The sequence below is a fragment of the Pedobacter africanus genome, from assembly GCF_040548825.1.
GTDB classification, from domain to species: domain Bacteria; phylum Bacteroidota; class Bacteroidia; order Sphingobacteriales; family Sphingobacteriaceae; genus Pedobacter; species Pedobacter africanus_A.
Map to the genome: position 1 here is coordinate 272,019 of NZ_JBEPSL010000006.1, position 25,363 is coordinate 297,381.

Consider the following 25,363-nt stretch of genomic DNA (forward strand, 5'->3'; position numbering starts at 1 on the left):
ATAAAAGATTAGATAAAAATGGTATATTCAGTAATGAAAAATAATGTTCACCCTATCAAATGGATACCTATTTTAATAACCACTGTAATTGCGGGGACACTTGACATTATAGCAGCATGCATTAATGCATGGCTGTCAAATGATGTGATGCCAGACAGGGTTCTGGCATACATCGCCAGTGGTATCTGGGGCAAAGCAGCCTACAATGGAGGACCGGAAATGATCTTTTTCGGATTGCTTTTTCATTATATAATTGTTTTTTCCTGCGCATTTTGCTTTTTCTGGCTTTATTCAAGATGGTCTTTGTTGCATCGAAGCATAGCAGCAAATGCAGTTTTAATCGCATTTACCGCCTGGCTTGTTACCACACAGCTGGTGTTAAGAATGAGCAGGATCACTGTTCCTCCCTTTCGGGTTTCAGATGCCGTCGTTGCTATAGCCATACTGATCATTTGCCTTGGTTTTCCAATTGCCTGCGCAGCAAGCCGGTTTATCAAATCCGGCTACCCGATGGAGCCTTAGTCTGTTGCCGTTTAGGAAGTAATATTTAACGCCAGCCCAATCCTGGTGCAACATGCTCAAGGATAGCAGACAGTACATGTACGTTGTAGTCAACACCCAAAGTGTTGGGGATGGTCAGTAATAATGTGTCTGCTTCCTGAATGGCTTCGTCTTCAGCCAGTTCTTTTATAAGCTGATCTGGCTCTGCAGCATAACTTCTGCCAAAAATGGCACGTTTGTCCTGTTCAATCATCCCGATTTTATCGGCCCGATCGGCTTCCTGTCCAAAGAAATAACGGTCCTGATCATTTACCAACGCAAAAATAGAGCGGCTTACTGATACCCTGGGTTCACGCTGGTGCCCTGCTTTTTTCCAGGCTTCCTTGTACAGCCTGATCTGCTCCGCTTGCTGTACATGGAAGGGTTTACCACTTTCGTCGTACTTTAAGGTAGAGCTCTGGAGGTACATCCCGTTTTCGGCTGCCCAAACGGCGGTAGCATTTGAAGCCGCGCCCCACCAGATACGTTCCCGCAATCCTTCCGAATGTGGTTCCAGGCGCAGCAGGCCAGCTGGGTTGGGAAACATCGGGTAGGGATTAGGCTGGGCAAACCCTATGCCTTTTAGCTTATCGAGAAATTCGAGGGCTTTACGACGTCCCATGTCTGCATCGTTTTCTCCTTCAGCTGGTTCATATCCGAAATAGCGCCAGCCATCTATTACCTGTTCGGGCGAACCTCTGCTGATCCCCAGTTGCAGTCTTCCCCCTGAAATTAAATCCGCAGCTCCGGCATCTTCCACCATGTACAGTGGATTTTCATAACGCATATCAATTACACCCGTCCCGATCTCTATTTTATTTGTTTTGGCACCGATAGCCGAAAGCAAAGGGAAAGGCGAAGCCAGCTGGGCTGCAAAGTGGTGTACACGAAAATAAGCGCCATCCAAACCAATTTCTTCGGCAGCAACTGCCAGATCGATAGATTGGAGCAGGGTATCGCCTGCTGTCCGGGTGCTGTAGGCAGGATGATTAGACCAATGCCCAAACGATAAAAATCCTATTTTCTTCATAAACAAATATACCCATTACATTTTATATGCTACTTTTGGAGGCAGAGATATCTTTTAAATGAACATCAATACGATTAAAGCTGCTTTATTGTCCCTGCTGATTACCGGTACCGTGTTTTCGCTGTTTACTTTTCTTTTTGTCAGCCTTAGGGTGCTTTCTTTCAGCAGCCCTGTTTTAGTGGGGTTATCTGCATTTGTGGTGCCGGCAGTTGCTATAGGTTTATACCAGTTTTTAAACGATCGTTTCCCCGGTAATGCGCTTGAAAAATATAGCTTGTTAACCAGTAACCTGTTACTGGGGCTCTGCGTGGCCCTGCTGTTTTTTGGTTACCAGAAATGGTATACTGCAATTACTTTTTTTACCCTGTTTGCCCTGTTGTTTTTCATTGAATATAAAAACAAGCTCAGGTTTATGTATCGATTTTATCGCTGCTATGTGCTTTTATTGATCCCGTTTTACATCGTTTTTGCGGTACTTGATAGCAAAGGCCTCGTTAAATTTTCTGAAGCGGAAACATTGAAATTGAAGCTGGGCCACATCGGGATTGAAGGTTATTTTTATTTTATGGCGGTGCTGCTGTTTGCAGTCTACTTTTTTGAGTTTTTTAGGCATAAGCCCGGCAAAACCAATGGATAATCTGCCTGTATATACCAAACAACAACTGGCCTTGCGCAACGGGCAGGATAAACCCCAGATATGGGTAGCCTATAAAGGAATAATTTATGATGTTACGGAAAGCCGCCTATGGCGTAATGGTAAACATTATGAGCATTGGGCAGGACAGGATTTAACAGCTGAACTGCCCGATGCACCGCATACAGAAACGGTTTTTGAAAAGTTTAAGGTAGTAGGGCTGATAAAATAAACCCTATGCCTCGATGGTAAATGCGCTCAAGCTTACAAACTCCTGCACACGTGCCGAAACTTCTGCTGCTGTAAGGTTCAGGATTTTCTCTGTTCCAAATTTTTCTACACAGAAAGAAGCCAGGGCAGAACCAAAAATGATCGCATTTTTCATGTTGTTGAAGTTTACCGTCCCTACTTTGGCCATATAACCAATAAAGCCGCCTGCAAAGGTATCGCCTGCTCCGGTCGGATCGAAAACATCTGCCAATGGAAGTGCCGGGGCCGAGAAGATCTTGTCTTCATGGAACAGCAATGCACCATGCTCACCTTTTTTAATGATCAGGTATTTAGGGCCCATGGTTAAAATCTTTTGTGCGGCTTTTACCAGTGAGTATTCGCCTGAAAGCTGGCGCGCTTCGGCATCATTGATGGTCAGCACATCTACCATTTTAATGGTTTCCAGCAGGTCTGGCATCATGATGTCCATCCAAAAGTTCATGGTGTCCAGTACGATCAGCTTAGGCCTGTTTTTTAAACGTTTAATTACCGTTTGCTGTACAATAGGGGTTAGGTTGCCCAGCATCAGGTATTCGCAGTCCTGGTAATTGTCAGGAATGATCGGATCAAAATCAGCCAATACGTTCAATTCGGTAACCAGGGTGTCTCTGCTGTTCATGTCATTGTGGTACTTGCCCGACCAGAAGAAAGATTTTTCGCCTTCTTTTATCTGTAAACCTTCGGTATCTATACCATGTGCTGTAAAGGTGTCGATGTCTTCTTTATGGAAATCATCACCAACTACTGCTACAATTTTTACTTTATCATAGAAGTAAGATGCAGCTAAACTGGCGTAAGTTGCGGCACCACCTACTATTTTATCGGTTTTTCCGAAGGGCGTTTCTATAGCGTCAAAAGCTACAGTTCCTATGATTATCAGGCTCATATAAATTCGTTGAATTTTTTTTTAATTTTTTTCACTGCAAATATTGCATAAATAATTTAAAAGCCCTAATATTGCATTCCCAAAACGAACAAGGCTTTATGTTCTTTAAGAGTTCTAAAAGCCCGTTTTGATAGCCGGATACTCCCGAATAGCTCAGCCGGTTAGAGCATCTGACTGTTAATCAGAGGGTCGCTGGTTCGAGCCCAGCTTCGGGAGCCAATTGCAAAAAGCCTTTCAGGACTACTGAAAGGCTTTTTTGTTTTTTCATCTAAGAACTCTGCACTTATTTATATTTCCCTCAGTAAATGCTTCCTTTGCCTGCTTACCGGTACACTTAATTTATTATCCATAATCAGATAGCCTCCATCGGCCTTTTTAAAAGTCTCTATATGATCTCTGCTGATCAGCCAGGATTGATGAATGCGGATAAAGCCATAAGGGGACAAGAGTGCCTCATATTCGGCAATGGACTTGGAAACTAAAATTGGTTCAGTTTCTCCGCAGAGGTAAAAACTCGTATAACTGTTGTCTGAATTGCAGCACACAATGTTTTCGATAAGCACATATCTGATCTCCTGTTGATCGGCCAGGGCGATGCGCTTCTGCGTGTTGTTCTGCTGTTGCTGATAAGATTGCAGCAACATGGCAACCTGCTCAGTATGGTTTATTTTCTTTTGTCCAACCTTGTGTACGGCGGCAATGAGCTCTTCAGGGTTTAGGGGCTTTAGTAAGTAATCGGTAGCCGAGAATTTGATAGCCTGGATGCCGTATTGATCGTGTGCAGTAACGAATATTACGTGAGCGCTGCGTTCCGGGAGCTGCCTTAGGAGGTCAAAACCAGTTTCCTGTTTCATTTTAATATCCAGAAACAGGATGTCTACAACGGTGTCCTTCAAAAACACCAGGGCCTCAGCTACTGAACCGGCGGTGCCTGCTAGGGTTAGAAAAGGGCAATACCGATGCAGCAGCACCGATAATGTTTCAATGGCGCCCTGTTCATCATCTACGATAAAGCAGTTAAGGTTATTCATGCAAGCCAGTTTTGTAGGGTAAAGGTAGTCATTGTTCCTTTGCCTGGTATATAATCTATATGAAGCTGAATGGACATAGATTCCAGTTTTTCGTTATAGACAGCAATACGTTTCCGGGTGAGGGAGAGCCCCTGGCCTTCTCTGATATGATCTGTATTCCAGGCTCCGGTGCCATTGTCATTCAATTCAATAATAAGTGTGGTGCCTCTATTATAGATGTTAATGGAAATTTCAGGATGCTCAAGGTCTTTACTAAAAGCATGCCGGATACTGTTCTCCAGAACCGGCTGCAGCAGCAAGGGAGGGAAATCAATCTGCGCCGCTGTGAGTTCCGGCGCAAGACTGATGGTATAAGAAAAAGAGGTTCTTTCCTGCTCAATTTTTAAATAATCTTCTTCGATCTTAAGTTCCTCCGTCAATGAGATGAATTCTTTTCTGCCTGTATCCATCACATCACGCATAAATTCTGCTACACTGCCGATATAGGCATTTGCCTTATCCGGATTACTGCTGTTGATGGTACCCTGTATGGCATGTAAGGAATTGAAAAGAAAATGAGGATTAAGTTGCCCGCTCAATAAGGAAAGGCGAGTTTCGGTATCCTGATTTCGTTTTTTAAGTTCTACAACTTTCTGCCTGTTCCGTTTATCCAATAAGTAGGCCCAGATGGCAGCCAGAGTGAGCAATACTGTACTTAACCCGGTTATCTTTAACCAGGGCATTTGAAAGGGGCGGGGTTTTACCCTGATGGTTATCTGGTGTACGGTTTGTGGTTGTGTATTGTACCTCAGATAAACATCCTGATCCTTCCCTTCAGGTAATTCGGTGCCAAGAACCAGGAATACATTGTCGCGTGAGCCTGTGGATACCGACTGCCAGGATGATGGGCTATTGTCAAAAGAATACTGGAGTTCTTCATGCCCATCCACATGAAACCTCAGTACGCCGACAGCATTGTAATCCTTTTCAAATATATCGGACGATCGTCCATCAACCATGTTTGGATCACCAGATACTACATTCAGGATATTCTGGAGATTGACGCTCAGTTGCTCGTCTGTTAAGGGTATCTGGTAATAGACAAAATTGGTGGCCCTGTCTTCTACACGGTATATAGATATTTTTTTTACAATTTTTTTTGTTTTGGTATTGCGTATAGTAACGCGCAATGAGTCACCGATATTCAGGTCAAAATCTCCCGCATAAAATGTCTGTTTCCAGGGAGCGGTCACTTCAATTCCTGATACCTCTTTGTGCCCAAGCATCGCATATTTCTTGTTTTCCGCGAGTGAATAGAGTGGTGCCCAGGGTTTAATCACCCTGCCGTTCTGTTCGGTCAGGTATTCCAGGTTACGGTAATCCTCGCCCCCAAAATTCCGATAGAGCTGCAGCCGTTTTCCCCCTTCGGATATAAAATTTGGCAGGAAGGTAATCCCGATGTGTCCGGCAGAGATCAGATGCAGGTTAGAACTGAATGTCTTTGGCCCCCCTCCGGATGCTTTGAAAAGTGGAAGCTGATCGTAAAACCGTGCTGGTGTATGCCCTGATCCCGTGATCAGGTAGCTGAACCCTGGTTCGGCATCAAGCGCAAAATCAAAGTTACAGGTATCACAATCCTTGCCTTTTATACGTTTTTTGATGATTATACTGGAAGAGGGAACGGCATCTGCTGAACCTGTGTGTTGCCTCGCAGAAACTGGCTTAAAGAAAGCACACAGCAGGAAGATCGGGAGTAGCAAAAATTTCATTTTTAACAAGGTCGAAAAAAATACGGACAAAATATATTTCATAAACCTAACTCTTTTCTTATTGCCTGCTCCAGTACACTTTCAGTAGTTTCTGCAACACCAGTTTCCAGCAGTTTTACCCGGCCTTCCTTGTCGAGTACCAGTGTAGTAGGAAAAGCATTGAGTTTATAATCCTGTACCAGCTTACCTGTTTGATAGTACTGAGGATAGCTGATCTTCCTGTCGTTTAAGAATGAGAGAATTTTTTCGGCAGAAGAATCACTTATGTTTATTCCGATAATGGCGACATTTTCATTCTTAAACTTCTCCTGCAGTTTTTGGATTCTGGGTATCAGGATCCTGCAGGGCATACAAGCCATATACCAGAAATCAAGCAGCACTACTTTTCCCCTGAGGTCATCCAGTTTTAGCGGTTTGTCCGTTTTGACGTCGGTTATTGTGAAATCCGGGGCTATAGTACCAACCGTAAGATTTTCATGTTTTTTAACCACTGTCTCTTTTACTACCGGACCGTTGAAAAAATATTTAAAATCAAGGTCTGCAGGGTTTTTCTTCAGCGATACAGAAAAATCATAAATATCAATAGCCTCCTGCCCACTTTCCAGCCTTCGGGAGTACATCATCCTTCGCTTACAAAACAGGCTTTTTTTATCGACCCAATACCTGTTGAAAAAACGTTCACTCTTGATTTCATCGGTCTGGTAATCTATTTGTCTGATGACGTCTATGAGGTATAAATCCCCTTTGCTGGTATCTGTTGCAAACTGTATGGCAGTTATACCTGGCTCTATACCTGGGCAGTTCCTGCCCAATATATGGTAAATGCTGTTGGCTGCCATGGAATGTTTGTCCCAACTGCCGGAGGATACGATGGGAGATCTGCCCGAAGTTTCTTTTTTATATAAGGTGTCGCCCCGAATCAGCCACCATTCGGTGTTGTCGTCGAAACGTAGCTGCCAGTAGGCATTCTTTTTTATATTCCCAAAAACTGTTTTTACTTCTACCTGTGGCGGCATACCATCTCTGATCATGGTATCTACCTTTGTTAACTCATAACTAAGGACCTGCATCGCCGCTAACTTTTTATAGGACCGTTGCAGGATGCCCAGTGCAGCGGTATCAATAGATTGCCCGAAGCAACTACCGGTTGCCAGGGCCAGGAAAATGATGATAACTGTTTTTCTCATTGCTGTTTGTTTTTTCAAAAATGAGCAGCTGTTTGCAACAGTTATCATCAATAAATGAATCCGGTAGGGTTTTCCTTGAATCGGGTTCTATTGTTGTTAAAGCGGAAGAGCTATAATCCTGACGTTGTCATGATAGGCAATGCGGGTAAGGACATTGTCGCTGGTAATGACATTGCCATTGGCGTCTTTTCCGGCTTCGCGGTATACACCCCATTTGATATAGCCTTTTTGTCCGTTAGCCAGTTGTGTGCCGGTAAATGTTCTGGCATTCAGGTTCTGCAGCCTTAGGGTATAGCTTTGCTCATTGCTGTAACGGGTATATATTTTAAAGTAACCGGTATTGTCCAGCGTCCATTTCACATCAATCCGGAAATGAATCCATTTGTTGATCTGCGGCCTGAAATCAGCAATCACAGTACCATTGCCGCTGGCATCATACCTGGCTACAATCGCGTTGCGCTTGGTTAACAACCTTACCGGAACCGGATCACCACCTGTTACTTTCAGTTGAAAGATGTTGTCTCCATAGGGTGGGTTTGCCGAATTCCATTGCTCCCAGTCTTTCAGGTATACACTAAACTCATATCTCCTTTCCATTCCCGGGAAAAATAAAGAGGGCTGGTGCTCCAGGGCATCCGATTCACTGCGATAGGCTTCTGCCGAGTAGTAGTCGGGATTGCCCAGGGTAACCTTATGGGCAATGGCATAGGTGCTGCTGTCGCCAGGAACAGTATAGGCGGCATCAGCACCAGGAGCCACAGTGCCTCTTACCCCTGTAATACCAGAATTGAGTTGCCCGTTTTCGTAGGTCACGTTCAGGATGGTGTCGCCATTAGCGGTAAGTCCCTGGACATTTGAAAGGGTTTCCACTTTGTTTTTTTCGGCCCCCTCTTCATTGGTTAAACCTGTTTTTTTACTGCAGGCAGTACCAAGCAGCAATACAGCAATTGCCGCAAAGCCGCCAATGTTCATCATTTGTCTTTTCATATTTGGTTTTTTAGGTTAGGAATGATTGGCCGGGGAACAGCTGCTTAGTAAAGCGTTGCCTTAATCTGCTGCTGCTGCCCGTTGATGGTAAGGCTTAGGTCAATGGTCCCTTTTTGGAAGTCGTTGCCCTTGTTTGGTACGATCCGAATCTCTGGTACCTTTTCTCCCCCGAAAGGATAAACAATGCTGACAAACTGCTGGCTCGCGGCATCATTCTTCAGTTTTTCAAATGCAAATGCAGGGCGCGACAGCTCCTTGTTATAAAAATAAGATACTTTTCCTTCTTCTTCTTTGAGGCTGATCTTGCCGGCGTTCAGCGATTGGATCAGTAAGTTGTTGCCATCTCCGTAAGTGGTGTAAGCCCTGTTTTTTACTTTGTCAAAAACAGCTTTACTGTCTTCCTTCAACTGCCAGTGTACACCCAGGGTTCCGGTAGCTTTGCCCATAGCCTTATCAATTACCAGAAAGTATTTTTTATTGATGAAAAGCACACTGCGCTGATGCTCCAGTTCCGGATAGCTTGGATTGGTATAGGTAAGTACATCGAGGTTGGCACCGGTTTCCCATTTGTTTTGCCGGGCTTTGGTGATCACCATATTCTGGTTATCGAGGGTAAGTGTGCTGTGGATGCGGGTTTGACGGTACCAGTTTCGCTGCTTCATGATGGCCTCGTCGCCACTGTATACAAATACACCGGCATCCGGGGTAAAGTTCCGGCCCTTTATGAAAAGTTCAAAAGTTCCGTTGTCGGGCTGGGCATGGAATTCTCCCGGAGGGCTGGCTTTTAACACCATAACGGTTGCATTTTTATCCCATCCGGTCCTGAAAGTATAAAAACCGGCATTGCTTAGTGCATGGGATAAAAAGTCTGGGGCCTTGCCTTGTTTGCCATCGGTAGCAAAATACCGGATGGCTTCGTTTGCAGGAAAAACTTTAGACCAGGTAGCAAATTGTTTCATCCTGAAATCTTTTTCGGTTAACCAGGAATCGCCGAACATAGGTGTGTTGTAGTCTGGCAATGAAATACTGATTACCGCCATGATCATGCTTTCCACAGTTTGTACATAGGATTCAGGAAATTCTTTTTCCAGGTTTACACGCTGTGCAGAACGGTAAGCTTTAAGGAATATATCAATGGCAGCCACGTGGTAAATTGGTGAGAGTTCAAACTGCATTCCGTCAGGGTAAACCTGTTTTTTGATCTCTGTGTTTAGCACTTCAATGCCACTTTCTCTCCATTTTGGAGAATCCTTAAATTCGGGGAAAGATACGCCAGCAAACAAAACACGTTGTGCTTCAAATAAACGATGGTTACCTTTTTCTGCATAATTTGCTGGCAAATAATCGGCTTGCTGGTGGTAGCTTTTCAGAAATTCCATTAAAAAAGCAGGGGTAAAGGCGGGCGAATTCACAAATAAATCAAAAGTGGGTGGAAGGCTCTGCACCCTGTCCGATACTTCCAAAGGACGCCATACAAACCTGTCGTTATCGGCCGATAAGCCAAGAGGGTTTTTTCTGGCCCAGTCGCTATACTGGTACACCCATTCTTTTGCATACTTTTCATCGCCGGTTGCATGATAAACCAGGGCCATCGGCTGCCACCATTTTACACGGTGCAGCTGCCAGCGTACCTCATTGTCTTTAACCGGCCACATCTGCCAGTTGATGTCGGTGCCATAATCAAAATAGCCGTAGCCCTTGTGAGGCTGAAACTGATGGAGCAAGGCTTTATCAGCCATTTCCTGGGTTACCTTATTAACAGGTTGGTGCAGGTCGGCAGGCTTTTCGGAGTTGCTGAAATCAGGTTCCCTGGATTTGCTTTTTTTCTGATAATAGGCCAGCAGTGCTTTGGCGGCATCATCGTATTTGCCATCTGATACCAGTTTGCTCACTTTCTCCAATCCGGGATAAGCCAGGTTAATGGGGTCAAAGCTTACTTTGCTGATTGCCGCGTGTTGTGCAAAGCTGGTTAAGCTGCTAAAGGCAAAAGCCAGGAGGATGCCTAAGGTCTTGTTCATAGTCTGATTTTTTATTCTTTGTTAAGAATAAAGATAGGAGTGCATGAAGCTGCAGCCTTTCAAATTTGTCCGGAAGTATTTTGAATTTGGTTAAATCTCTATTTGTCCGGATAATTTTCAAATAAAGCCTGCAAATGCTGCTGCGCTTTGGCATACCTGGGATCGTCAAACAAGTTGTACCGCTCTGTGGGATCCCAGCCAAGGTTAAACAATTCATTTGTCGTCTTGTCATCCTGTTTAATGATCCGGAGTTTCCAGTCGCCGTCTTTTACACCCTGCAAAGTATAATTGAAATAATAAATGGGCTTATGGGGAACAGTATAGTCTTTTTGCGACAGGTGTTTAACTACTGATTCCCCATCCAGCACCCGCTCAGGGAGCGCTGTATGTGTCCATTCAGCAATGGTTGGTAAAATATCCAGGTTAGATACGGGTGTCCTCAGCACCTGGGCAGCAGTGTGGTTTTTGTAATAAACAATAAAAGGCACACGGTGGCCGCCTTCGTAAGAGGTGGCCTTTGAGCCCCTGAACATACCTGCTGTACCTACATGATAAGGCTTGGTAAAACCATCATCGTACATGCGCTGCGGCGCATTCAGCCATGGGCCGTTGTCGCTCGTAAATATAAAAATGGTGTTGTCTGCCTCTCCGTTCTCTTCCAGGGTTTTCCATAACCTGGCCATTTCGGTATCCATCTCTTCAATCACACTGCCCAGTTCGCCTCCGGCAGATTTAGGGCTGCCTTTACGTACGGCAGAAGCCACCGGCAGGTGCGGCATGTTGTAGGCCAGGTACAAAAAGAATGGCTGTTTTTTCTGTGCCGATGCCTTTACGAATTTAATGGCTTCGGCAGTATAAGCTTTAGTGAGGATGGTATCGTTGGGACGGTAGATTTCTGGTTTCTGGTTTCTGAATATTTTAATGACAGTATCCGTTTTTACATAAGGCGCCCTGAAATCGTGACTGTACAGCATGCCATAAAACAGATCGAAACCCTGCTTGTTGGGCAAGCCGGTACCATAGTCGCCAATATGCCATTTACCGATGCAGGCGGTACGGTAGGCCGAGGTTTTTAGCATCTCGGCAATGGTCACCTCCTCATCAGGTATAGCGGTTTTGTCGCCCGGGCCAATAACGCGGGGCATTTTAGCGCGACTGCAATACCGCCCGGTAAGTGTGGAAACACGTGACGGGGAGCAGGTAGGAGAAGTGGTTACAAAATTAGTGGCCATCACCCCCTTGCCAGCCATTTTATCCAGAAAAGGGGTTTTGAATAAGGGATTGCCGTAGCAGGCCAGATCCCCATAGCCCATGTCATCAGTAAGCACAACAATCACGTTTGGCCTTTTTTGGGCATAGGCTGCTGTGCCTAAAATCAAAATTGTAAACAGCGCTAAAAGGAAACTCGTTTTTTTCATCAGATTATATTACTTAATGGCTAAGTTAAAACAAATGAGAGAAAAATTATTTCAATCACGTTCCAGGTTCTTTTGAATCCGGATATTTCTGTTTACTTTTTTGTGCCAGACATTTTTTAATGAACAATTTGAACTAATGTATAATTCAATTATATTCAACTCAGATACTTAAATTCAGCTATTGATTACGCTTAATCTTACCTCGAATGAGAAAAATTACATTGTTATTTGCCCTGCTGGCCAGTGCTGCTGCAGGTTATGGCCAGGATGCCCCTAAGGCCGATACCACTAAAAACTGGACTATCCATGGCGAAAATACCTTCCTGATCAATCAAAGTTCATTCTCCAACTGGTCGGCCGGAGGCGTAAATGCGATTGCCGGTAACCTGGTCTTTAATTACGATTTCAATTACAAAAAGAACAAATGGAGCTGGGACAATAAGGTGATTGCGGGTTATGGACTGAGCAAACAGGAGGATATCGGTGTCAGAAAAAATGACGACAGGATCATTCTGAACAGCTTGCTGGGCTACAAGGCGTCTGAGTATTGGTTGTATACATTTTATGTCAACTTCCAGACCCAATTTGCCAAAGGCTATAAATACGAAGGAAATAACAGAACTTTAATTTCCAATGCTTTTGCCCCGGCCTACCTTACCTTTGGTCCGGGTTTTGCCTATAAAAAATCTGATAATTTCAGGGTTAACATCTCGCCTGTAGCGTCCAGGATCGTAATGGTATTCGATGATGAGCTGGCAAATCAGGGCGCTTTTGGTGTCGATCCCGGAAAAAATACGCGTTTCGAATTTGGTGCCTCACTGGATGCTTATTATAAAGTAAACCTGGTAGAGAACATCAGCCTGGAAAATATATTGAAACTCTATTCCAACTACCTGGACAAGCCGCAAAATGTAGATGTTGATTATACGGCCAACCTGTTTATGAAGGTCAATAAATTCGTTACCGTTAATGCCGGCGTGCAGATGATCTATGACGACAATACAGACATCAGTAAAACAGTAAACGGGATCACAGAAAAACATAAAGCCTTGCAGGTAAAACAGATATTTGGCGCAGGCTTTACTTATAAATTTTAGTCGCTGGTCAGGTACTTATATTGTGTAGGTAAAATGATATCTTTGCCGCATACCTATAAAAAACACCAGTATAATGCCTTCAAAGTATAAATACCTGCTTCCCATATTCATTTTGCTTTGCTTTTCTTCCTGCTTTCAGGTTATTGAAGAAATTAACCTGACCAAAGCCGGATCAGGAACTGTTAATTTAACCTTGAACCTTAGCGCGAGTAAAACAAAGGTGGCTTCTGTAATGCTGATGGATAGCATTCAGGGTTATAAGGTACCCTCTAAACAAAAAATCCAGAAAGAACTGGATGAGGTTGTGGCTTATTTAAGGCAGTCGCCTGGTATCAGCAATGTACAGAAGAAAGTCGATTTTGAGAACTATATTGTAAGTGTCTCTTTTGCATTTAAAGACATTGCGAACATCAACAATGTAAATCAGGACGTGCTTAAAAAACTGAAGGTTAAAGGGGTTAGCAATTCTTCTTATACGTATAATCCTAAAAACCAGGTTTTTCAACGCAGTTATCAGCATGCCAAAGATGCCGTTGTGCAGTACAACAAGCTGAAGCCGGAAGTGAAGAAGGTGTTTAAGGATGCCACTTATACCAGTATTTACCGCTTCGAACAGCCTGTTGCTTCCAGTAACAATCCGCTTGCTAAGCTATCTAAATCAAAAAAAGCTGTTATGCTCAATACAGGTGTCCTTGGTTTGATCAATGGAAAAGCCGACCTGTCCAATAGCATTACACTTACAAAGTAACATTACCATTTAAATTATACTCTATCTATGAATTCGCTTTACAAATGCTTAATTGCTTTATTTTTTACCAGCTTTACGTTTGCTGCTGCTGCCCAGGACCTGGTGCATAAAATACCTTCGGATGCACTTGCCGTAGCTACAATTAAGGGTAAGAATTTAACAACGCTCATGTCCTTAAATGAGTTTAACCATACTTTTATCGGAAAAGAGATCCTTGCCAAACTTTCAAAAAAATCTGACAAAGCTTTTGCAACCATTGAAGATCTTGGCTTTAACCTCAGTTCTTCATTTTATTATTACAACAGGAGCAATGACAGCGTAACTTATAACTGTTTCCTTGCACCTGTTAAGGACCTTGCCCAGGTAGATGCGCTTTATCAGCAGGCAAGCCAGAAGTTCAGTGTAAAAAACGGACTGAGGTCTTATTATAATTCCGATTCTACCGAAGTAGCACACTGGAATGCCGATACCTTTCTTTTTGTAACAGGAAGTGCTAAAAAGGAATATTTCCTGCGCCCTGAGGTAATTGAGCGTTTTGGTTTGACAGCTATCAGTCCGGCAGAAGAAGTACTGGTAGATTCGGCGGCTGTAGCCGTTGAAGATGCTGTTGCTGCCGATTCGGCAATTGTAGCGGTTGAAGAGGAAGGAGAAGCGGTTGCTGCCGACTCCGCTGTGGCCGTGTCAGATTTCGGTTACGGAGACGAACAGCTAAAGAAATCCATTGTTGCCGGCTGGGTACAAAATATGGTGAACGATTTTTTTGCGGGTACGAACAAAGCATCTATACTGGACAATAACGATTTTATGAAAAGCCTGGACCCGGATGCTGAAGCGATCATCTGGATTTCCGGGGCCGACAAGCTGTTCAATACCTATATGCCTGCCCTTAATTATCTGAAGGGGATGAACTTTCTGAATGGTTATGGCAGTGCAAACGCCCGGTTTTACCTGGAAGACAAATTGATCCGCCTGGCCACAAGTATGACCTTCAGCAATGAAATTGCCGCTGTTTTTAAAAAGGTGCACCAGCGGAAGTTGAACAAACGCTTTTTGAAATACGTAAATGAGGACCGCATGATCGGTTATATGGGCTATGCCCTGGATACCAAAGCCTACCTGGAAGAATATCCCAAGCTGATGTCAAAGTTATACGGTTCTGTGTACGCTGATGAAGTGGGAATGGCAACAGACCTGCTTTCCCTTTTGCTGGATGAGGCCGCGGTAGCGAAGGTGGTAAAGGGAGATGCCCTGTTTATTTTTAACGGCTTGTCGCGAAGCGAAGTCAGCTATAAATCTTACGAATACAACGAAGAGAACTTCGAGAGCAAAGAGGTAATGAAAACAAAGAAAGAAACTTTACCCGATTTTCTACTCATGGTTTCATCCGAGGACACCCGTTTAATTGACAAACTCATTGCCTATGGGGTAAAAAAGGAACTGGTAAAAAGGGGAGCAGGCTATTATGAGATCAGCATTCCTAAAAGCCCGCTGGCGCTTTATTTTACCATTAAGGATGGAATTATTTTCTTTGGTACCAGTAAGGCAGAAATGGATAATATTGCTGCTGACAGGTATGTGGCAAAGGTTTCGGCCAAACATAAAAAGGCTTTGCTGAGCAGTAATTACTCAGCCTATTTCAGCGCGAAGAAGCTGTCCGGAAAAATCCCGGCAGAAGAGCTGGGCAAGAAACTGGATAAGGTTAACCGGGTATTGAACAGCATGGGCGATATTTACCTGAAGTCAGACCCGCTTAAGGGGAATGTGTTGTCCGGCCAGCTAAGTATGGATATTCCTGCCAATCAACCCAATGCTTTAAAATACCTGTTCTCTATTATTGAAGACGCGCAAAAATAAGCTTAAACGCATTATTGCAATGCTGGCAGCAGTTGTCTTACTGCTGCTTGCCCTTGCTTATGGTTATCTGTCCTTACGCCGGTATACTTCTTACAGGCATCGCATCCATTCTGATGCGGCCTTCATCATCAAAGTTGATGTAGACAGGATTTACCGTACACTTGCGGCAGATTACCTGTTGAATTCATCTCATTATAAAAAAAGCAAAAGAAACTCCCTGAAAACAGGTCTGGATATTCCGGCCAATGTTTTTATCTACACTGTTCATTCCAGATCTGCACAAACATACTTCTGCAGTCTGCCGGTTTCGGATACTGCTGAGCTGCGGGTGTTCATCAACAAAAAGCTGGGGATAACCAGATTTAAAAATACGGGTAAATACATCCTCGGAAGTTCAGCAAACGGAGGGCTGACGGTTGCCTTTAATGAGCAGACATTTGCGGTTGCGTATTCCCTGAAAAAAGAAAATGTTCAGGAGATTTTGGAACAGCTCATGAACAGGGAAAATTTCCTGCCAGACACCGATCCAGGGATCAAAAAACTAAAAGCGCTAAGCGCACACCTGGCTTATGTATTTGAGGAATACACAGGAACAGGGCAGTTTAAAGCGGGGCACTTTCATATGCAGGGTGATTTTAATTTTAAAGGGCTCCGGGTTCAGGGAAAAGTATTTAACCACCGTGTTTTCGACAAAGATGCCATCCTTAAGTTATGGCTTGATGCAAAGTCCATAACAACTCACCGGCTTGCACCCCTTCAGCTTAAAACACATACCATTTATCCCGATAGTTTATTGAAATACTGCAATGGGTATTTTGATGTAGAACTAAGCAAGCCGGTAAACCAGGCAGATACCCTGATCACTTACGAATATAACGATGATTTTGAAAAGGTAGCCGTAACTACGCCGCGTATGGTCCGGGTACCCGGAATAAACAGCATGCTGAGCGCAAGGCCGACAGCTTTAGTGAATCAGTTGGTAGCGCAAGGTATCTTGAAAGGTGGTAAGGTAAACCCGCATTTGTTTCCGCTTTATTCCGTTTATACCAAATACCGCCCATCAGCACTGCTGTTCAGCACCAATGAACATGCTGCTTTTTCAGGTTTGAAAACACAAACGCCTTATTTCTTTTACCTGGAAACTGATTTCAGGAAGCTTAGCGAGCAGGAACAGTTTCCATTACTTGAAACCTATATCAAAACACTCCGTAAGCTGGAAGTTAGCGCTTTGAATGTAAAGCCAGGCCTTCAGCATTTTGAAATGGATCTTTACTTCAGGTTAAAACAGGTCAATGCACTTGCACAGTTGTTCTAAAAATTGCCTTTTTTTGGTATATTAGGGGTATAGTTAAGATCTTATGTCAAATATCAATCTGATTATCGAAGAACGACCTGCAAGTATAGGCAGCTTTATGGTGGGGCGCCTCCTGCCTTTTCGGGAAAAGAGGATGGTGGGGCCTTTTGCCTTTATAGACCATATGGGGCCGGTATGTATGAGCAATACAGAAAATGTTGACGTGCCACCGCATCCGCATATTGGACTGTCTACCCTGACATACCTCTTTGAAGGCAGCATTATGCACAGGGATAGTCTGGGTACCGAGGTTGAAATCAAACCCGGGCAGGTAAACTGGATGACCGCCGGAAGGGGGATAGTACATTCTGAAAGGACACCACAGTATCTGCGCAATTCGGATAAAATGATGCATGGATTGCAGATCTGGGTGGCATTGCCTAAACACCTGGAGCAGATGGAACCTGAGTTTTTCCATGTTGAGGGGAAAGGCTTACCGGAGTGGATAGAACAAGGTGTAAATATCAAACTGATTGCCGGAGAAGTTTTTGGAAGAAAATCGGAAGTTCCTGTTTACAGCCCGCTTTATTTTCTGGAGCTTAAAACCAGCAGTCGCCAGACCATAAAAATAGGCAAGGACCTTTTTGGTGAAAGTGCCCTCTACATTTTAGAAGGGGCAGTAGAAAGTGAAGGGAATACCTTCGGACCTAAACAGCTTTTGGTGGCAAAAGACAGTAAACTTTGTGAATTCGATATGCAGGAAAACAGCACCATCTACATTTTTGGAGGCGAACCCTTTCCAGAGGGCCGTATCATTTACTGGAATTTTGTGGCTTCTACTGCCGAAAGGATAGAAGAGGCGAAAAAGATGTGGCTGGAACAGTCGTTTAAACCTGTACCCGGGGAAACGGATTTTGTGCCCTTACCGCCGCAAAGCAATCACATTAAACCGCACAACCCGGCGGCTGATTAAGCTACACTTCGTTCTTTTTCCAGCTCCCGCTGCATTACTTTGGCTGTTTGCGTGCTGCCATCGTGGCTCCAGCCCGGAGGATAGAGAAAATACTTTACCTTATCTTTAAAGTTAGGGGCCTTTCTGGCATCGGCAATTAAAGCTTTGAACTCATGAAAAATGATGTTCACCGCACCCGTATCTTCCGGTTGTTTGGTAAGTCCGTATACGATGTCTTCTTCAGGCACTTCTTCCTGGAAAGTGCCGAACATCCGGTCCCATAAGATCAGTACCATGCCCATGTTCTTGTCCAGATAACGCAGGTTGCTGGCATGGTGTACCCTGTGGTGAGAAGGGGTTACAAAAATGTACTCAAATATGGGGTGCAGTTTACCTATGGTTTGGGTATGCACCAGGTTGCCATAAATTTGTGTTACCAGGTATGCAAACAGGATGTCGAATGCACTAAAGCCCATAAAGGCAAGTGGCAGGTAGAAGAACACCCGGTATAGCGGCTCAAAAACTGTGGAGCGAAACCCGGTAGTAAGGTTAAAATAAGGAGAGGAATGATGGGTGACATGCATGGCCCAGAAAAAGCGTACGTAATGGCCGGTATAATGCAGCAACCAGTACAGCAGGTCCTGTGCCAGGATCAGCACAAGCCAATAGATGTAAATGTTGGAAATATGGAACAGACTGTAATGGCTGTAAACGTAATCCAGCAGCATAAACGTTCCCGCTTTGGTAGCCACATTGATGAAAAATGCAGCAGCCATAAGGTAAACATTGGTAAGGGTGTCACGCCCATGATAGTGTTTCCTGTCATGAGCGTAACTAAAATACATCTCGAATAAGGTAAGCAGTATGACGAAGCCAAATAGCGCGCCAACAGTTATACTTTTATCCAATTGGTTCATTTTTATTATTTATTAGGGTATTACTATCGTTTTACGTTCGGAAGTATGTGCACTGAAAAAGCCTAAAGCACCACCACTGATGTTACTCAAAGGGTTGGTAGGTGCAGCGCCGTTATCGCTTCCGTTGGCACCAAACAGGCTGAACAGATAAGTAAATACCGGTTCATCTATACAATGCATTTCTGCGGTTAACCTGTCACCTTTTTTCAGGTTAAGCGCCCGGTTTTTTGTTCTGTTCTCAAACACCAGGTACTCATTAACTTCCTGCCCGGGGGTATATTCATCATTAAGGACTTTGTATCCAATCTGCAGCTGGTCGTTGATGTATTGTTGAAACCAGTACCTATTGCCAGGCGCCAAAGGATCTTTAAATTTTACCCTGGGCGTTGCCCTGGTTGTATCAACATCATTGGGCTTAAGTGTAAAATCCAAAAACTCAACAACAGCAGGCATGGTACTGGAGGCGGTAAAAACCTCTCCCTTGATGTTAACAGTAAGGCGATAGCTTTGTCCGGGTGTTCCCGTAACTGCCGTACTTTCATAAATGCCTTTTGACGTTTCTGTTAACATAAATGTATTGCCGTTATTTTCAATTTTTACACTTGCCCCGCTTATTCCGTTAAACTGATTGTCATCGCCAAAGTTCTTGGTTTCACTAACTGCAACCTTACAGCCATTTGGCTGGTTGGTAACTGTTCCTTCAATTACATATTTTGGCGAATCGTTGTCCTTCAGTTTAAGATCAATGGCTTTTTCGCACGACCAGAGCATTGAAATTGATGCCAAAATTATAAAACGAACTATTGTTTTCATAGTGTTAAAATTTAAAATTATACGAAATTGACGGAACGAACCTGAAAAGGGTTGTTCTGATGGCTTCCGTTCTGTTAGGGTCTGCTTCTTTGTCTTTAAAAGTAATGCGGTAGGCATTCTCACGCCCATAGGCATTGTACAGACTGAAATTAAGTTCTGATGAGAATTTTTTGGTTTGCTTCAGGAGCTTTGTTGCCCCTATATCTAAGCGATGGTAACTTGGCATACGATCGGCATTGCGCTCTGAGAAAAAGAAATAGCTATGGCCCAGCATCTTGTATTTTCCGTTTGGAAAAGTTACCGCATTGCCGGTGGCAAATACCCAGTTGGCCGATAGCGACCATTTTTTACTGAGCTGGTACATGCTTACAATAGAAATATCATGCGTTCTGTCCTGTCTGGCGTTGTACCAGTTGTTATTGTTAATGCCATCGATCTGCCGTTCGGTTTTTGACAGGGTGTAAGCCAGCCATCCGGTTAATTTCCCTGTTTTCTTTTTAATCAGAAATTCGGCTCCGTATGCCCTTCCTTTACCATAAAGCAATTGGGTTTCAATGGGCTGGTTGGTATAGATGTCGGCCCCGTTACGGTAATCTATCTGGTTCTGAAGCGTCTTGTAATAGGTCTCTACAGTAAGCTCATAGGCATTGCCGCCAAGGTTTTTATAATAACCTAAAGACACCTGGTCGCTCAGTTCAGGCTTAATGATATTGGTACTGGCCACCCACCTGTCTGTTGGAGAGGAGGAGTTGGAGTTGGAAATGAGGTGCAGGTTCTGGGCGTTCCTTACATAGGAAGCCTTAATGGAGCTCGATTCATTTAACTGCAAAGCTGCTGCGAACCTGGGCTCCAGGTTCACATAGGTCTTTACCAGCTCGCCTGGTTCATAACTTGTTGCGCCCGTCACTTTGCCTTCCGGATCTAAAGTATAATACTCGCCTTTTCCAAGGATACTGAAGGCAGAAACACGCAAGCCATAGGTGAAACTAAGTACAGGGCTGGCTTTCCAGGTATTGCTGATGTAAACTGCATTTTCAAGGGAATACCTGTCCTGAAGCTTCTGCGAGATAAACCCAGAATCCCCGTTGGCCTGAACCTCTCCGGGCTTAATGGTATGAAAAATGGAGTTGAAACCAAAACTAAGGGTATTCTTATCATTGGCATACCATTGCAGGTCTTCCTTAAAGTTCCAGTCCCTGATCTGCGAAAATAGCCGTACCGAACTTTCATCTCCGTTCGACTGGATCTTATAATTGAAATTGCTAAAGATCAGGGACGTATTGGAAAATAGCTTGCTGCTAAAAATGTGGTTCCAGCGCAGGGTGGAGGTGGCATTGCCCCAGTTGATCCCCGAAAGGTTATCACTCCTCAGTACATCTTTTCCAAAATAGCCTGAAATGAACAGGCGGTCTTTTTCCCCTAAGTAATAATTGGCCTTAAGGTTAAGGTCATAAAAATAAAGCTGGGTATTTTTAGTTGCCGAATCGCCCGAAAGTTTCAGAAACATGTCGGCATAGGTCCTCCTGGCCGAGATCAGGAAAGAAGATTTATCTTTCTGGATTGGCCCTTCTACGTTTACCCGGGCGGCGATAAGACCAATACCTCCGCTTACACCAAATTTCTGGTTATTGCCCTCATTCATTTTAACGTCCAGTACCGAAGACAACCCGCCGCCATATTGTGCCGGCATTCCGCTTTTATAGAGCGTTACATTTTTTATGGCATCAGAGTTAAAGGTCGAAAAGAACCCGAGCAGGTGTGTAGCATTGTAAACCGGTGCCTCGTCCAGCAAGATCATGTTCTGGTCTGCACTACCGCCCCGTACAAAGAAACCACCACTCCCTTCCCCTGAAGTTTTTACGCCGGGTAAAAGCTGCAATGTTTTGATCACATCACGTTCGCCAAGCAGCACAGGTACATTTTTCGTTTCACTGATGCTCAGTCGCTCCATCCCCATTTGCGGGTTCTCAATATTTCTTTTGCCGGCATTTGCACTTATGGTTACTGTTTCAAGCTCATTCAGGTCATCGTCAAGTGCCATATTCAAAACCAGGTTTTTATCCAGCTCCACTTGTGCCTTATGGCTTTTTGAGCCTACTGCCTTTACTTCGATGGTATAATTCCCTTTGGGCAGCGTGATGGAATAAAAACCATATTCGTTGCTGGATGTGGCATACTTGGTGCCGCTTACCCTTATCGTAGCAGCAATCAGTGTTTCTCCACTAGATGAAGATTTAATAGTACCACTTAAAGTATGTTTTTCCTGATTTTGCCCCGGATTGGCCGCCGGGTCGGCCACCGGCTTTTTTTCCTTGGCAGGGTCTAATCGTATAAAAACCTCTTTGTCTAACGCACTGAACCGGAGGGGTTCGTTCGTAAATGCGGACTCAAGCAGAGCAGCCAGGGGCTTATCCTTTGCACTCACGCTGATCCTGATCTTACTGAGTGCAATCTGTTCATTATAAGTAAATTTTACCCCGCTTACGCTGGTGATCTTATCCAGGGCCGTTTTCAGCGGTTCATCTTTGAGGGTAATGGTTACTTTCTTAGCCAGCTGATCCTGCGCCCGGGCCTGGACTTGGGCCAGGGCCAGCAGGAGCAATATCAAGCTAATGAGTGTCAGGAGTCTGACAGGTTCAATTGATTTCATATGTGTGTATTTGTGTGTGTCGCTTGAAAGAGCGTGTTTCAGTTCAATATTTAAGGATGATATATTGTGTGCCCTCTTTTTTCCACCGGGCTTCCATGACTGTAGAGAATTTGTTTAAGGTCTCGGCCAATGGATCGGTCATTTTGAGGTTGCCATAAAACGCACTTTCTGTCAGGCTGCTATCCGTTTTGATCTGAATACCATACTGATTTTCCAGGTCACGGATAACCTCCCCAAGCGCTGCTCCCCTGTATTCATATAAGCCTAACCTTTTATTCAGGAAAGCAGCAGCATCAGGATAGTCTACCTTACTGATACTTGCTGCAGCTTTATCAACAATAATGCGCTGATTGGCCACTATCGTATCCCTTTGGGTAGTGTTTTGGCCTTGCAGGGCCACGGCCACCTTACCGGTAACCAGGGTAACATTTATGGTGTTTTGTTGTGTGTAAGCCGTAACATTAAAGCTGGTTCCCAGCACCGTAGTGCTCAATTGACCGCTTTTAATGATAAATGGATGCCTGGCATCGTGAGTGACTTCAAAAAAAGCCTCACCTTCAAGGGTTACGTTTCGCTCCGTTCCTTCAAATTTTTCCGGGTATCCGAGTTTACTATTCGGGCTAAGCCAAACCCTTGTCCCGTCGGGTAGACTTACCAGTTTTCGCTCAGCAGTTGCAGTAAATAACTGGTGCGCCGGGGCAGGCGCAACCAGTCTGCTGAGGTCCGACCTATACAGGTACAGGCCAGACAAAATCAGTAATACTGCTGCGGCACTGACCAATCGTCGCCATAGCTGCACTGTTTTTCTTTCCTGCGGAAGGAAAGGAGGGGTAAGCCCCTTTTCAGGAGATAAAGCGGTCTGATCCCAGGTGTCGGACAGCATGGCCATAAGCTCCTGATCGTCCCTCCTTTTTTCCAGCAGATCGAAAAAATGCTTAAGTTCTTCTGCTGTGCAGGAATTGCTTAAGTAAAGCTGATATAAGTGTTTGAATTGTTCTTTTTCGTTCACAGTTTAGTCATTTAAACAAAGCGCTTTTGTGCTGCCCGTTTATTACAATACAATTGAAAAAGAGAAGAGGACTAGTTGGGCCGAAAATAATTTGAAGAGGCAATAAGAAAACAGATGATGCTGCCATGTTTACTCACATAACTGCGGATAAATTTAGTCGCCTCAACCATATGGTTTTTTACCGTATTTTTAGAAATGTTCAGTTTTTCAGCAATCTGGTCATGTGTCATTTCTTCATTCCGGCTCATTTGGTAGATCAGTTTCTTTTGGGGCGGTAAAAGCTCAATGGCCTCATCGTAAGTCTTCAGCAATTCCTTTTCCAGTAAATTGTCCTCCGTGGTATTGCGGATGGTGTCTATGTAATTGAATATTTCTTCCTGCAGGACCCTGTCGCGGGCGGCTTTTTTCAGGTGGTTCAGTACATGGTTAAGGGTAATCTTTTTCAGATAAGCCCCAAAATTCAGTTCGGTATTGATCTGCTCCTTTTTTTGCCAGATCCGGATAAACACTTCCTGTACAATTTCCTCTGCCGTTTCCGGTGATTTGCATAAATTACAGGCATAAGCATACATTTTTGCGCGGTATAGGTTGTATACATCGGCAAATGCCAGCTGATCTCCCTTCCTGAGTTTGATGAGCAGCTCAATGTCTTCTGTTGTTTCCGGTTGATCTGTATGCATGAAAAACTATTGCGCCCAATGTTAAATAAATTTTTCAATACTAAGAAATCGGGACCAACCGTACAGCTTTTTTTACCTTCCGGTGAGATCAATACGGAAACTGTCGAAAAGACTTGCCTGTAACGCTGCTGATGCCAGCATAGGATCTGATATCAGGGTATAATACTCCCCTTTGATGCTGAAATCGAAAGGCGTTTTTTCAAGAATAATCTTCAGGAAACCGTGTTTGTTATCGCAGTACTTTTCCAGATGCACCTGATCAAGAGCTGGGTTATGTAACTCATATGCCGGATTATACGGATCGGCAAGTGTGTGCAATGCATCAAATCCCCCGGCACCTGCCACAATAAAAGGGACAGTTTTTCCATCGGCGTACTGCTTACTGAACCGCTGGTAATTGTGTACATGGCCACTGAAAACAATATCGGGCTTTACGCCGGCCTCCTCGAATGCACTTTCTAAAAATTCGATCATCGCCAGGCTCGATCCATGGTTAACATCTGCCGAATAGGGGGCGTGGTGCAGACAGACGATAATTGCTTTCTCTGCGCTGTGTTTGGCCGCGTGTTGTAACTCTCCGATGAACCAGCTTCGCTGCTCTTTTTTGATGCAGCCATATTTCGGGACATTCGTATAAAGACCTATAATCGTAGCGAGGGGGGCTTCCATAGTCCAATAAACATGCGGCTGTACCTGGCTTTTTCTTTTGCTGTCCGGACTAAAGTAAATGGTTTTAGGACTGGTGTTGCAAAAAGTCGTATAGAAGGCTTCCAGGCTATCGCAATGGAACTCGCTTTCCGGGTTAATATCACCGTCGTGGTTTCCGGCGATGGCGTAGAGCGGGCCAGGGTAGGCTTCAAAAGGCTCAAGAAACTGTGGCCCATATTGTTCTGCCTCTCCATAATGGTATACAATATCCCCCAAATGGTATAAAAAAGACGGCGCTTCTTTTTCAGCATACTGGGCCGCCATTTGTTTTGCGACCATTTGCTGGTTACCCAGAGTATTTAAGCCGCCAGTATCGCCAACCATATGAAATATCAGCTTCTCCTTACCGGCAGGGATATCGATACTCAGGCGATAGGGATAATTGCCGGTTGCCGCAGGCAGTGCCTGGAACTTATGCGAATCATCCAGCTGTTCTGTTTTTAAAACAGCGCTATACAGGGTTTTTGTGCTGATCATAACCATATGTTTTTGACTACAATAAAATTAATGCCGTTGTATTAAACTATTGTTAAGAAAAGAATAACAACCAATTTTGCGGATTTAACCTAAACTGTAATCCTGGTGTAATTAAATGCCGTTAGGGAGGGCATTCGGTTGATCTTGTAACATTTACATTATTTTATTCTCTAATTTTGAAAATCAAATTAAAGATCTTTATGAAACCTTTCATTTTTTTAGCTGCTGTGGTAATGAGCCTTAGCGCTTGTGACAACACTAAATTACAGCTAAGAGCGCCTGAGCCCGGCAAAGCCAGTGAAATGGCATCCACTGCAAAAACAGACACCAGTAAAGCAGACACCATTAAACTGGATACGGTAAAAGCAGTAGCCGTAAAACACTAAAAACTGTTTTGCTGTGTATATTTGCCTTT

Annotated in this window: 23 protein-coding genes and 1 tRNA gene; 10 read left to right on the top strand and 14 right to left on the bottom strand. The window is 44.1% G+C overall.

Going from position 1 to position 25,363, the window contains the following annotated elements:
- Positions 1-33: 33 nt before the first annotated feature.
- Entirely contained in the window at positions 34-522 is a 489-nt protein-coding gene (locus ABIE26_RS24815) for a hypothetical protein (protein WP_310146514.1), read from the top strand.
- A gap of 25 nt (positions 523-547) precedes the next feature.
- Here the strand turns inward: ABIE26_RS24815 and ABIE26_RS24820 are convergent, their stop codons facing one another.
- Positions 548-1,570, bottom strand: coding sequence for an LLM class flavin-dependent oxidoreductase (locus ABIE26_RS24820; RefSeq protein ID WP_310146516.1), 1,023 nt, complete (start codon positions 1,568-1,570; stop codon positions 548-550).
- 58 nt (positions 1,571-1,628) lie between these two features.
- On the opposite strand from ABIE26_RS24820, the gene ABIE26_RS24825 reads away from it, so the two are divergent.
- Together ABIE26_RS24825 and ABIE26_RS24830 are read left to right on the top strand one after the other, a co-directional pair.
- On the top strand, positions 1,629-2,207 hold the full coding sequence (locus tag ABIE26_RS24825; protein ID WP_310146518.1) for a lycopene cyclase domain-containing protein: 579 nt from the start codon (positions 1,629-1,631) through the stop codon (positions 2,205-2,207).
- Complete coding sequence (locus ABIE26_RS24830) at positions 2,200-2,436, top strand: cytochrome b5 domain-containing protein (RefSeq protein ID WP_310146520.1); 237 nt, start codon at positions 2,200-2,202, stop codon at positions 2,434-2,436. The genes ABIE26_RS24825 and ABIE26_RS24830 overlap by 8 nt, the downstream gene beginning before the upstream one ends.
- A 3-nt stretch (positions 2,437-2,439) precedes the next feature.
- On the opposite strand, the gene ABIE26_RS24835 is transcribed toward ABIE26_RS24830, so the two are convergent.
- On the bottom strand, positions 2,440-3,360 hold the full coding sequence (locus ABIE26_RS24835) for a PfkB family carbohydrate kinase (RefSeq protein ID WP_310146522.1): 921 nt from the start codon (positions 3,358-3,360) through the stop codon (positions 2,440-2,442).
- Between the two features lie 142 nt (positions 3,361-3,502).
- Between ABIE26_RS24835 and ABIE26_RS24840 the strand changes: the two genes are divergently transcribed.
- A tRNA-Asn gene (locus ABIE26_RS24840) sits at positions 3,503-3,579 on the top strand.
- Between the two features lie 68 nt (positions 3,580-3,647).
- Here ABIE26_RS24840 and ABIE26_RS24845 read toward each other — a convergent pair.
- From ABIE26_RS24845 to ABIE26_RS24870, 6 genes are all read right to left on the bottom strand, one after another.
- Positions 3,648-4,391: a LytR/AlgR family response regulator transcription factor gene (locus ABIE26_RS24845; protein ID WP_310146523.1), complete on the bottom strand. Its 744-nt coding sequence runs from the start codon at positions 4,389-4,391 to the stop codon at positions 3,648-3,650.
- Positions 4,388-6,139: a sensor histidine kinase gene (locus ABIE26_RS24850; RefSeq protein ID WP_310146525.1), complete on the bottom strand. Its 1,752-nt coding sequence runs from the start codon at positions 6,137-6,139 to the stop codon at positions 4,388-4,390. The genes ABIE26_RS24845 and ABIE26_RS24850 overlap by 4 nt, the downstream gene beginning before the upstream one ends.
- Positions 6,140-6,177: 38 nt before the next feature.
- The gene (locus ABIE26_RS24855) at positions 6,178-7,326 is read right to left on the bottom strand and encodes a TlpA family protein disulfide reductase (RefSeq protein ID WP_310146527.1); all 1,149 of its coding nucleotides are present in this window, start codon (positions 7,324-7,326) and stop codon (positions 6,178-6,180) included.
- 96 nt (positions 7,327-7,422) lie between these two features.
- Entirely contained in the window at positions 7,423-8,313 is an 891-nt protein-coding gene (locus tag ABIE26_RS24860; protein WP_310146529.1) for a heparin lyase I family protein, read from the bottom strand.
- A gap of 44 nt (positions 8,314-8,357) precedes the next feature.
- Complete coding sequence (gene hepC / locus ABIE26_RS24865; protein ID WP_310146531.1) at positions 8,358-10,331, bottom strand: heparin-sulfate lyase HepC; 1,974 nt, start codon at positions 10,329-10,331, stop codon at positions 8,358-8,360.
- Between the two features lie 98 nt (positions 10,332-10,429).
- On the bottom strand, positions 10,430-11,749 hold the full coding sequence (locus ABIE26_RS24870) for a sulfatase-like hydrolase/transferase (RefSeq protein WP_310146533.1): 1,320 nt from the start codon (positions 11,747-11,749) through the stop codon (positions 10,430-10,432).
- A 206-nt stretch (positions 11,750-11,955) separates the two neighbouring features.
- Between ABIE26_RS24870 and ABIE26_RS24875 the strand changes: the two genes are divergently transcribed.
- From ABIE26_RS24875 to ABIE26_RS24895, 5 genes are all read left to right on the top strand, one after another.
- On the top strand, positions 11,956-12,846 hold the full coding sequence (locus ABIE26_RS24875; RefSeq protein WP_310146535.1) for a DUF3078 domain-containing protein: 891 nt from the start codon (positions 11,956-11,958) through the stop codon (positions 12,844-12,846).
- Between the two features lie 73 nt (positions 12,847-12,919).
- Positions 12,920-13,594 carry a hypothetical protein gene (locus ABIE26_RS24880; RefSeq protein ID WP_310146536.1) on the top strand — a complete coding sequence of 225 codons (675 nt, stop codon included), beginning with the start codon at positions 12,920-12,922 and terminating at the stop codon, positions 13,592-13,594.
- Between the two features lie 27 nt (positions 13,595-13,621).
- Entirely contained in the window at positions 13,622-15,448 is a 1,827-nt protein-coding gene (locus ABIE26_RS24885) for a hypothetical protein (protein ID WP_310146538.1), read from the top strand.
- 19 nt (positions 15,449-15,467) lie between these two features.
- Positions 15,468-16,763 carry a hypothetical protein gene (locus tag ABIE26_RS24890; RefSeq protein ID WP_354376260.1) on the top strand — a complete coding sequence of 432 codons (1,296 nt, stop codon included), beginning with the start codon at positions 15,468-15,470 and terminating at the stop codon, positions 16,761-16,763.
- Between the two features lie 43 nt (positions 16,764-16,806).
- A complete protein-coding gene (locus ABIE26_RS24895) occupies positions 16,807-17,715 on the top strand; it encodes a pirin family protein (RefSeq protein WP_310146542.1) in 909 nt (302 codons plus the stop codon).
- Here the strand turns inward: ABIE26_RS24895 and ABIE26_RS24900 are convergent.
- From ABIE26_RS24900 to ABIE26_RS24925, 6 genes are all read right to left on the bottom strand, one after another.
- Positions 17,712-18,611, bottom strand: a complete 900-nt coding sequence (locus ABIE26_RS24900; RefSeq protein ID WP_310146544.1) for a sterol desaturase family protein — start codon at positions 18,609-18,611, stop codon at positions 17,712-17,714. The genes ABIE26_RS24895 and ABIE26_RS24900 overlap by 4 nt on opposite strands.
- A gap of 12 nt (positions 18,612-18,623) precedes the next feature.
- A complete protein-coding gene (locus ABIE26_RS24905) occupies positions 18,624-19,424 on the bottom strand; it encodes a DUF4249 family protein (protein ID WP_310146546.1) in 801 nt (266 codons plus the stop codon).
- Between the two features lie 4 nt (positions 19,425-19,428).
- On the bottom strand, positions 19,429-22,074 hold the full coding sequence (locus ABIE26_RS24910) for a TonB-dependent receptor (protein ID WP_310146548.1): 2,646 nt from the start codon (positions 22,072-22,074) through the stop codon (positions 19,429-19,431).
- Positions 22,075-22,117: 43 nt separating this feature from the next.
- Entirely contained in the window at positions 22,118-23,083 is a 966-nt protein-coding gene (locus ABIE26_RS24915) for a FecR family protein (protein ID WP_310146550.1), read from the bottom strand.
- A 71-nt stretch (positions 23,084-23,154) separates the two neighbouring features.
- Positions 23,155-23,763: an RNA polymerase sigma factor gene (locus ABIE26_RS24920; RefSeq protein WP_310146552.1), complete on the bottom strand. Its 609-nt coding sequence runs from the start codon at positions 23,761-23,763 to the stop codon at positions 23,155-23,157.
- 72 nt (positions 23,764-23,835) lie between these two features.
- Positions 23,836-24,948: a metallophosphoesterase family protein gene (locus ABIE26_RS24925; RefSeq protein WP_310146554.1), complete on the bottom strand. Its 1,113-nt coding sequence runs from the start codon at positions 24,946-24,948 to the stop codon at positions 23,836-23,838.
- 200 nt (positions 24,949-25,148) lie between these two features.
- On the opposite strand from ABIE26_RS24925, the gene ABIE26_RS24930 reads away from it, so the two are divergent.
- A complete protein-coding gene (locus ABIE26_RS24930) occupies positions 25,149-25,334 on the top strand; it encodes a hypothetical protein (RefSeq protein WP_310146555.1) in 186 nt (61 codons plus the stop codon).
- Positions 25,335-25,363 lie beyond the last annotated feature (29 nt).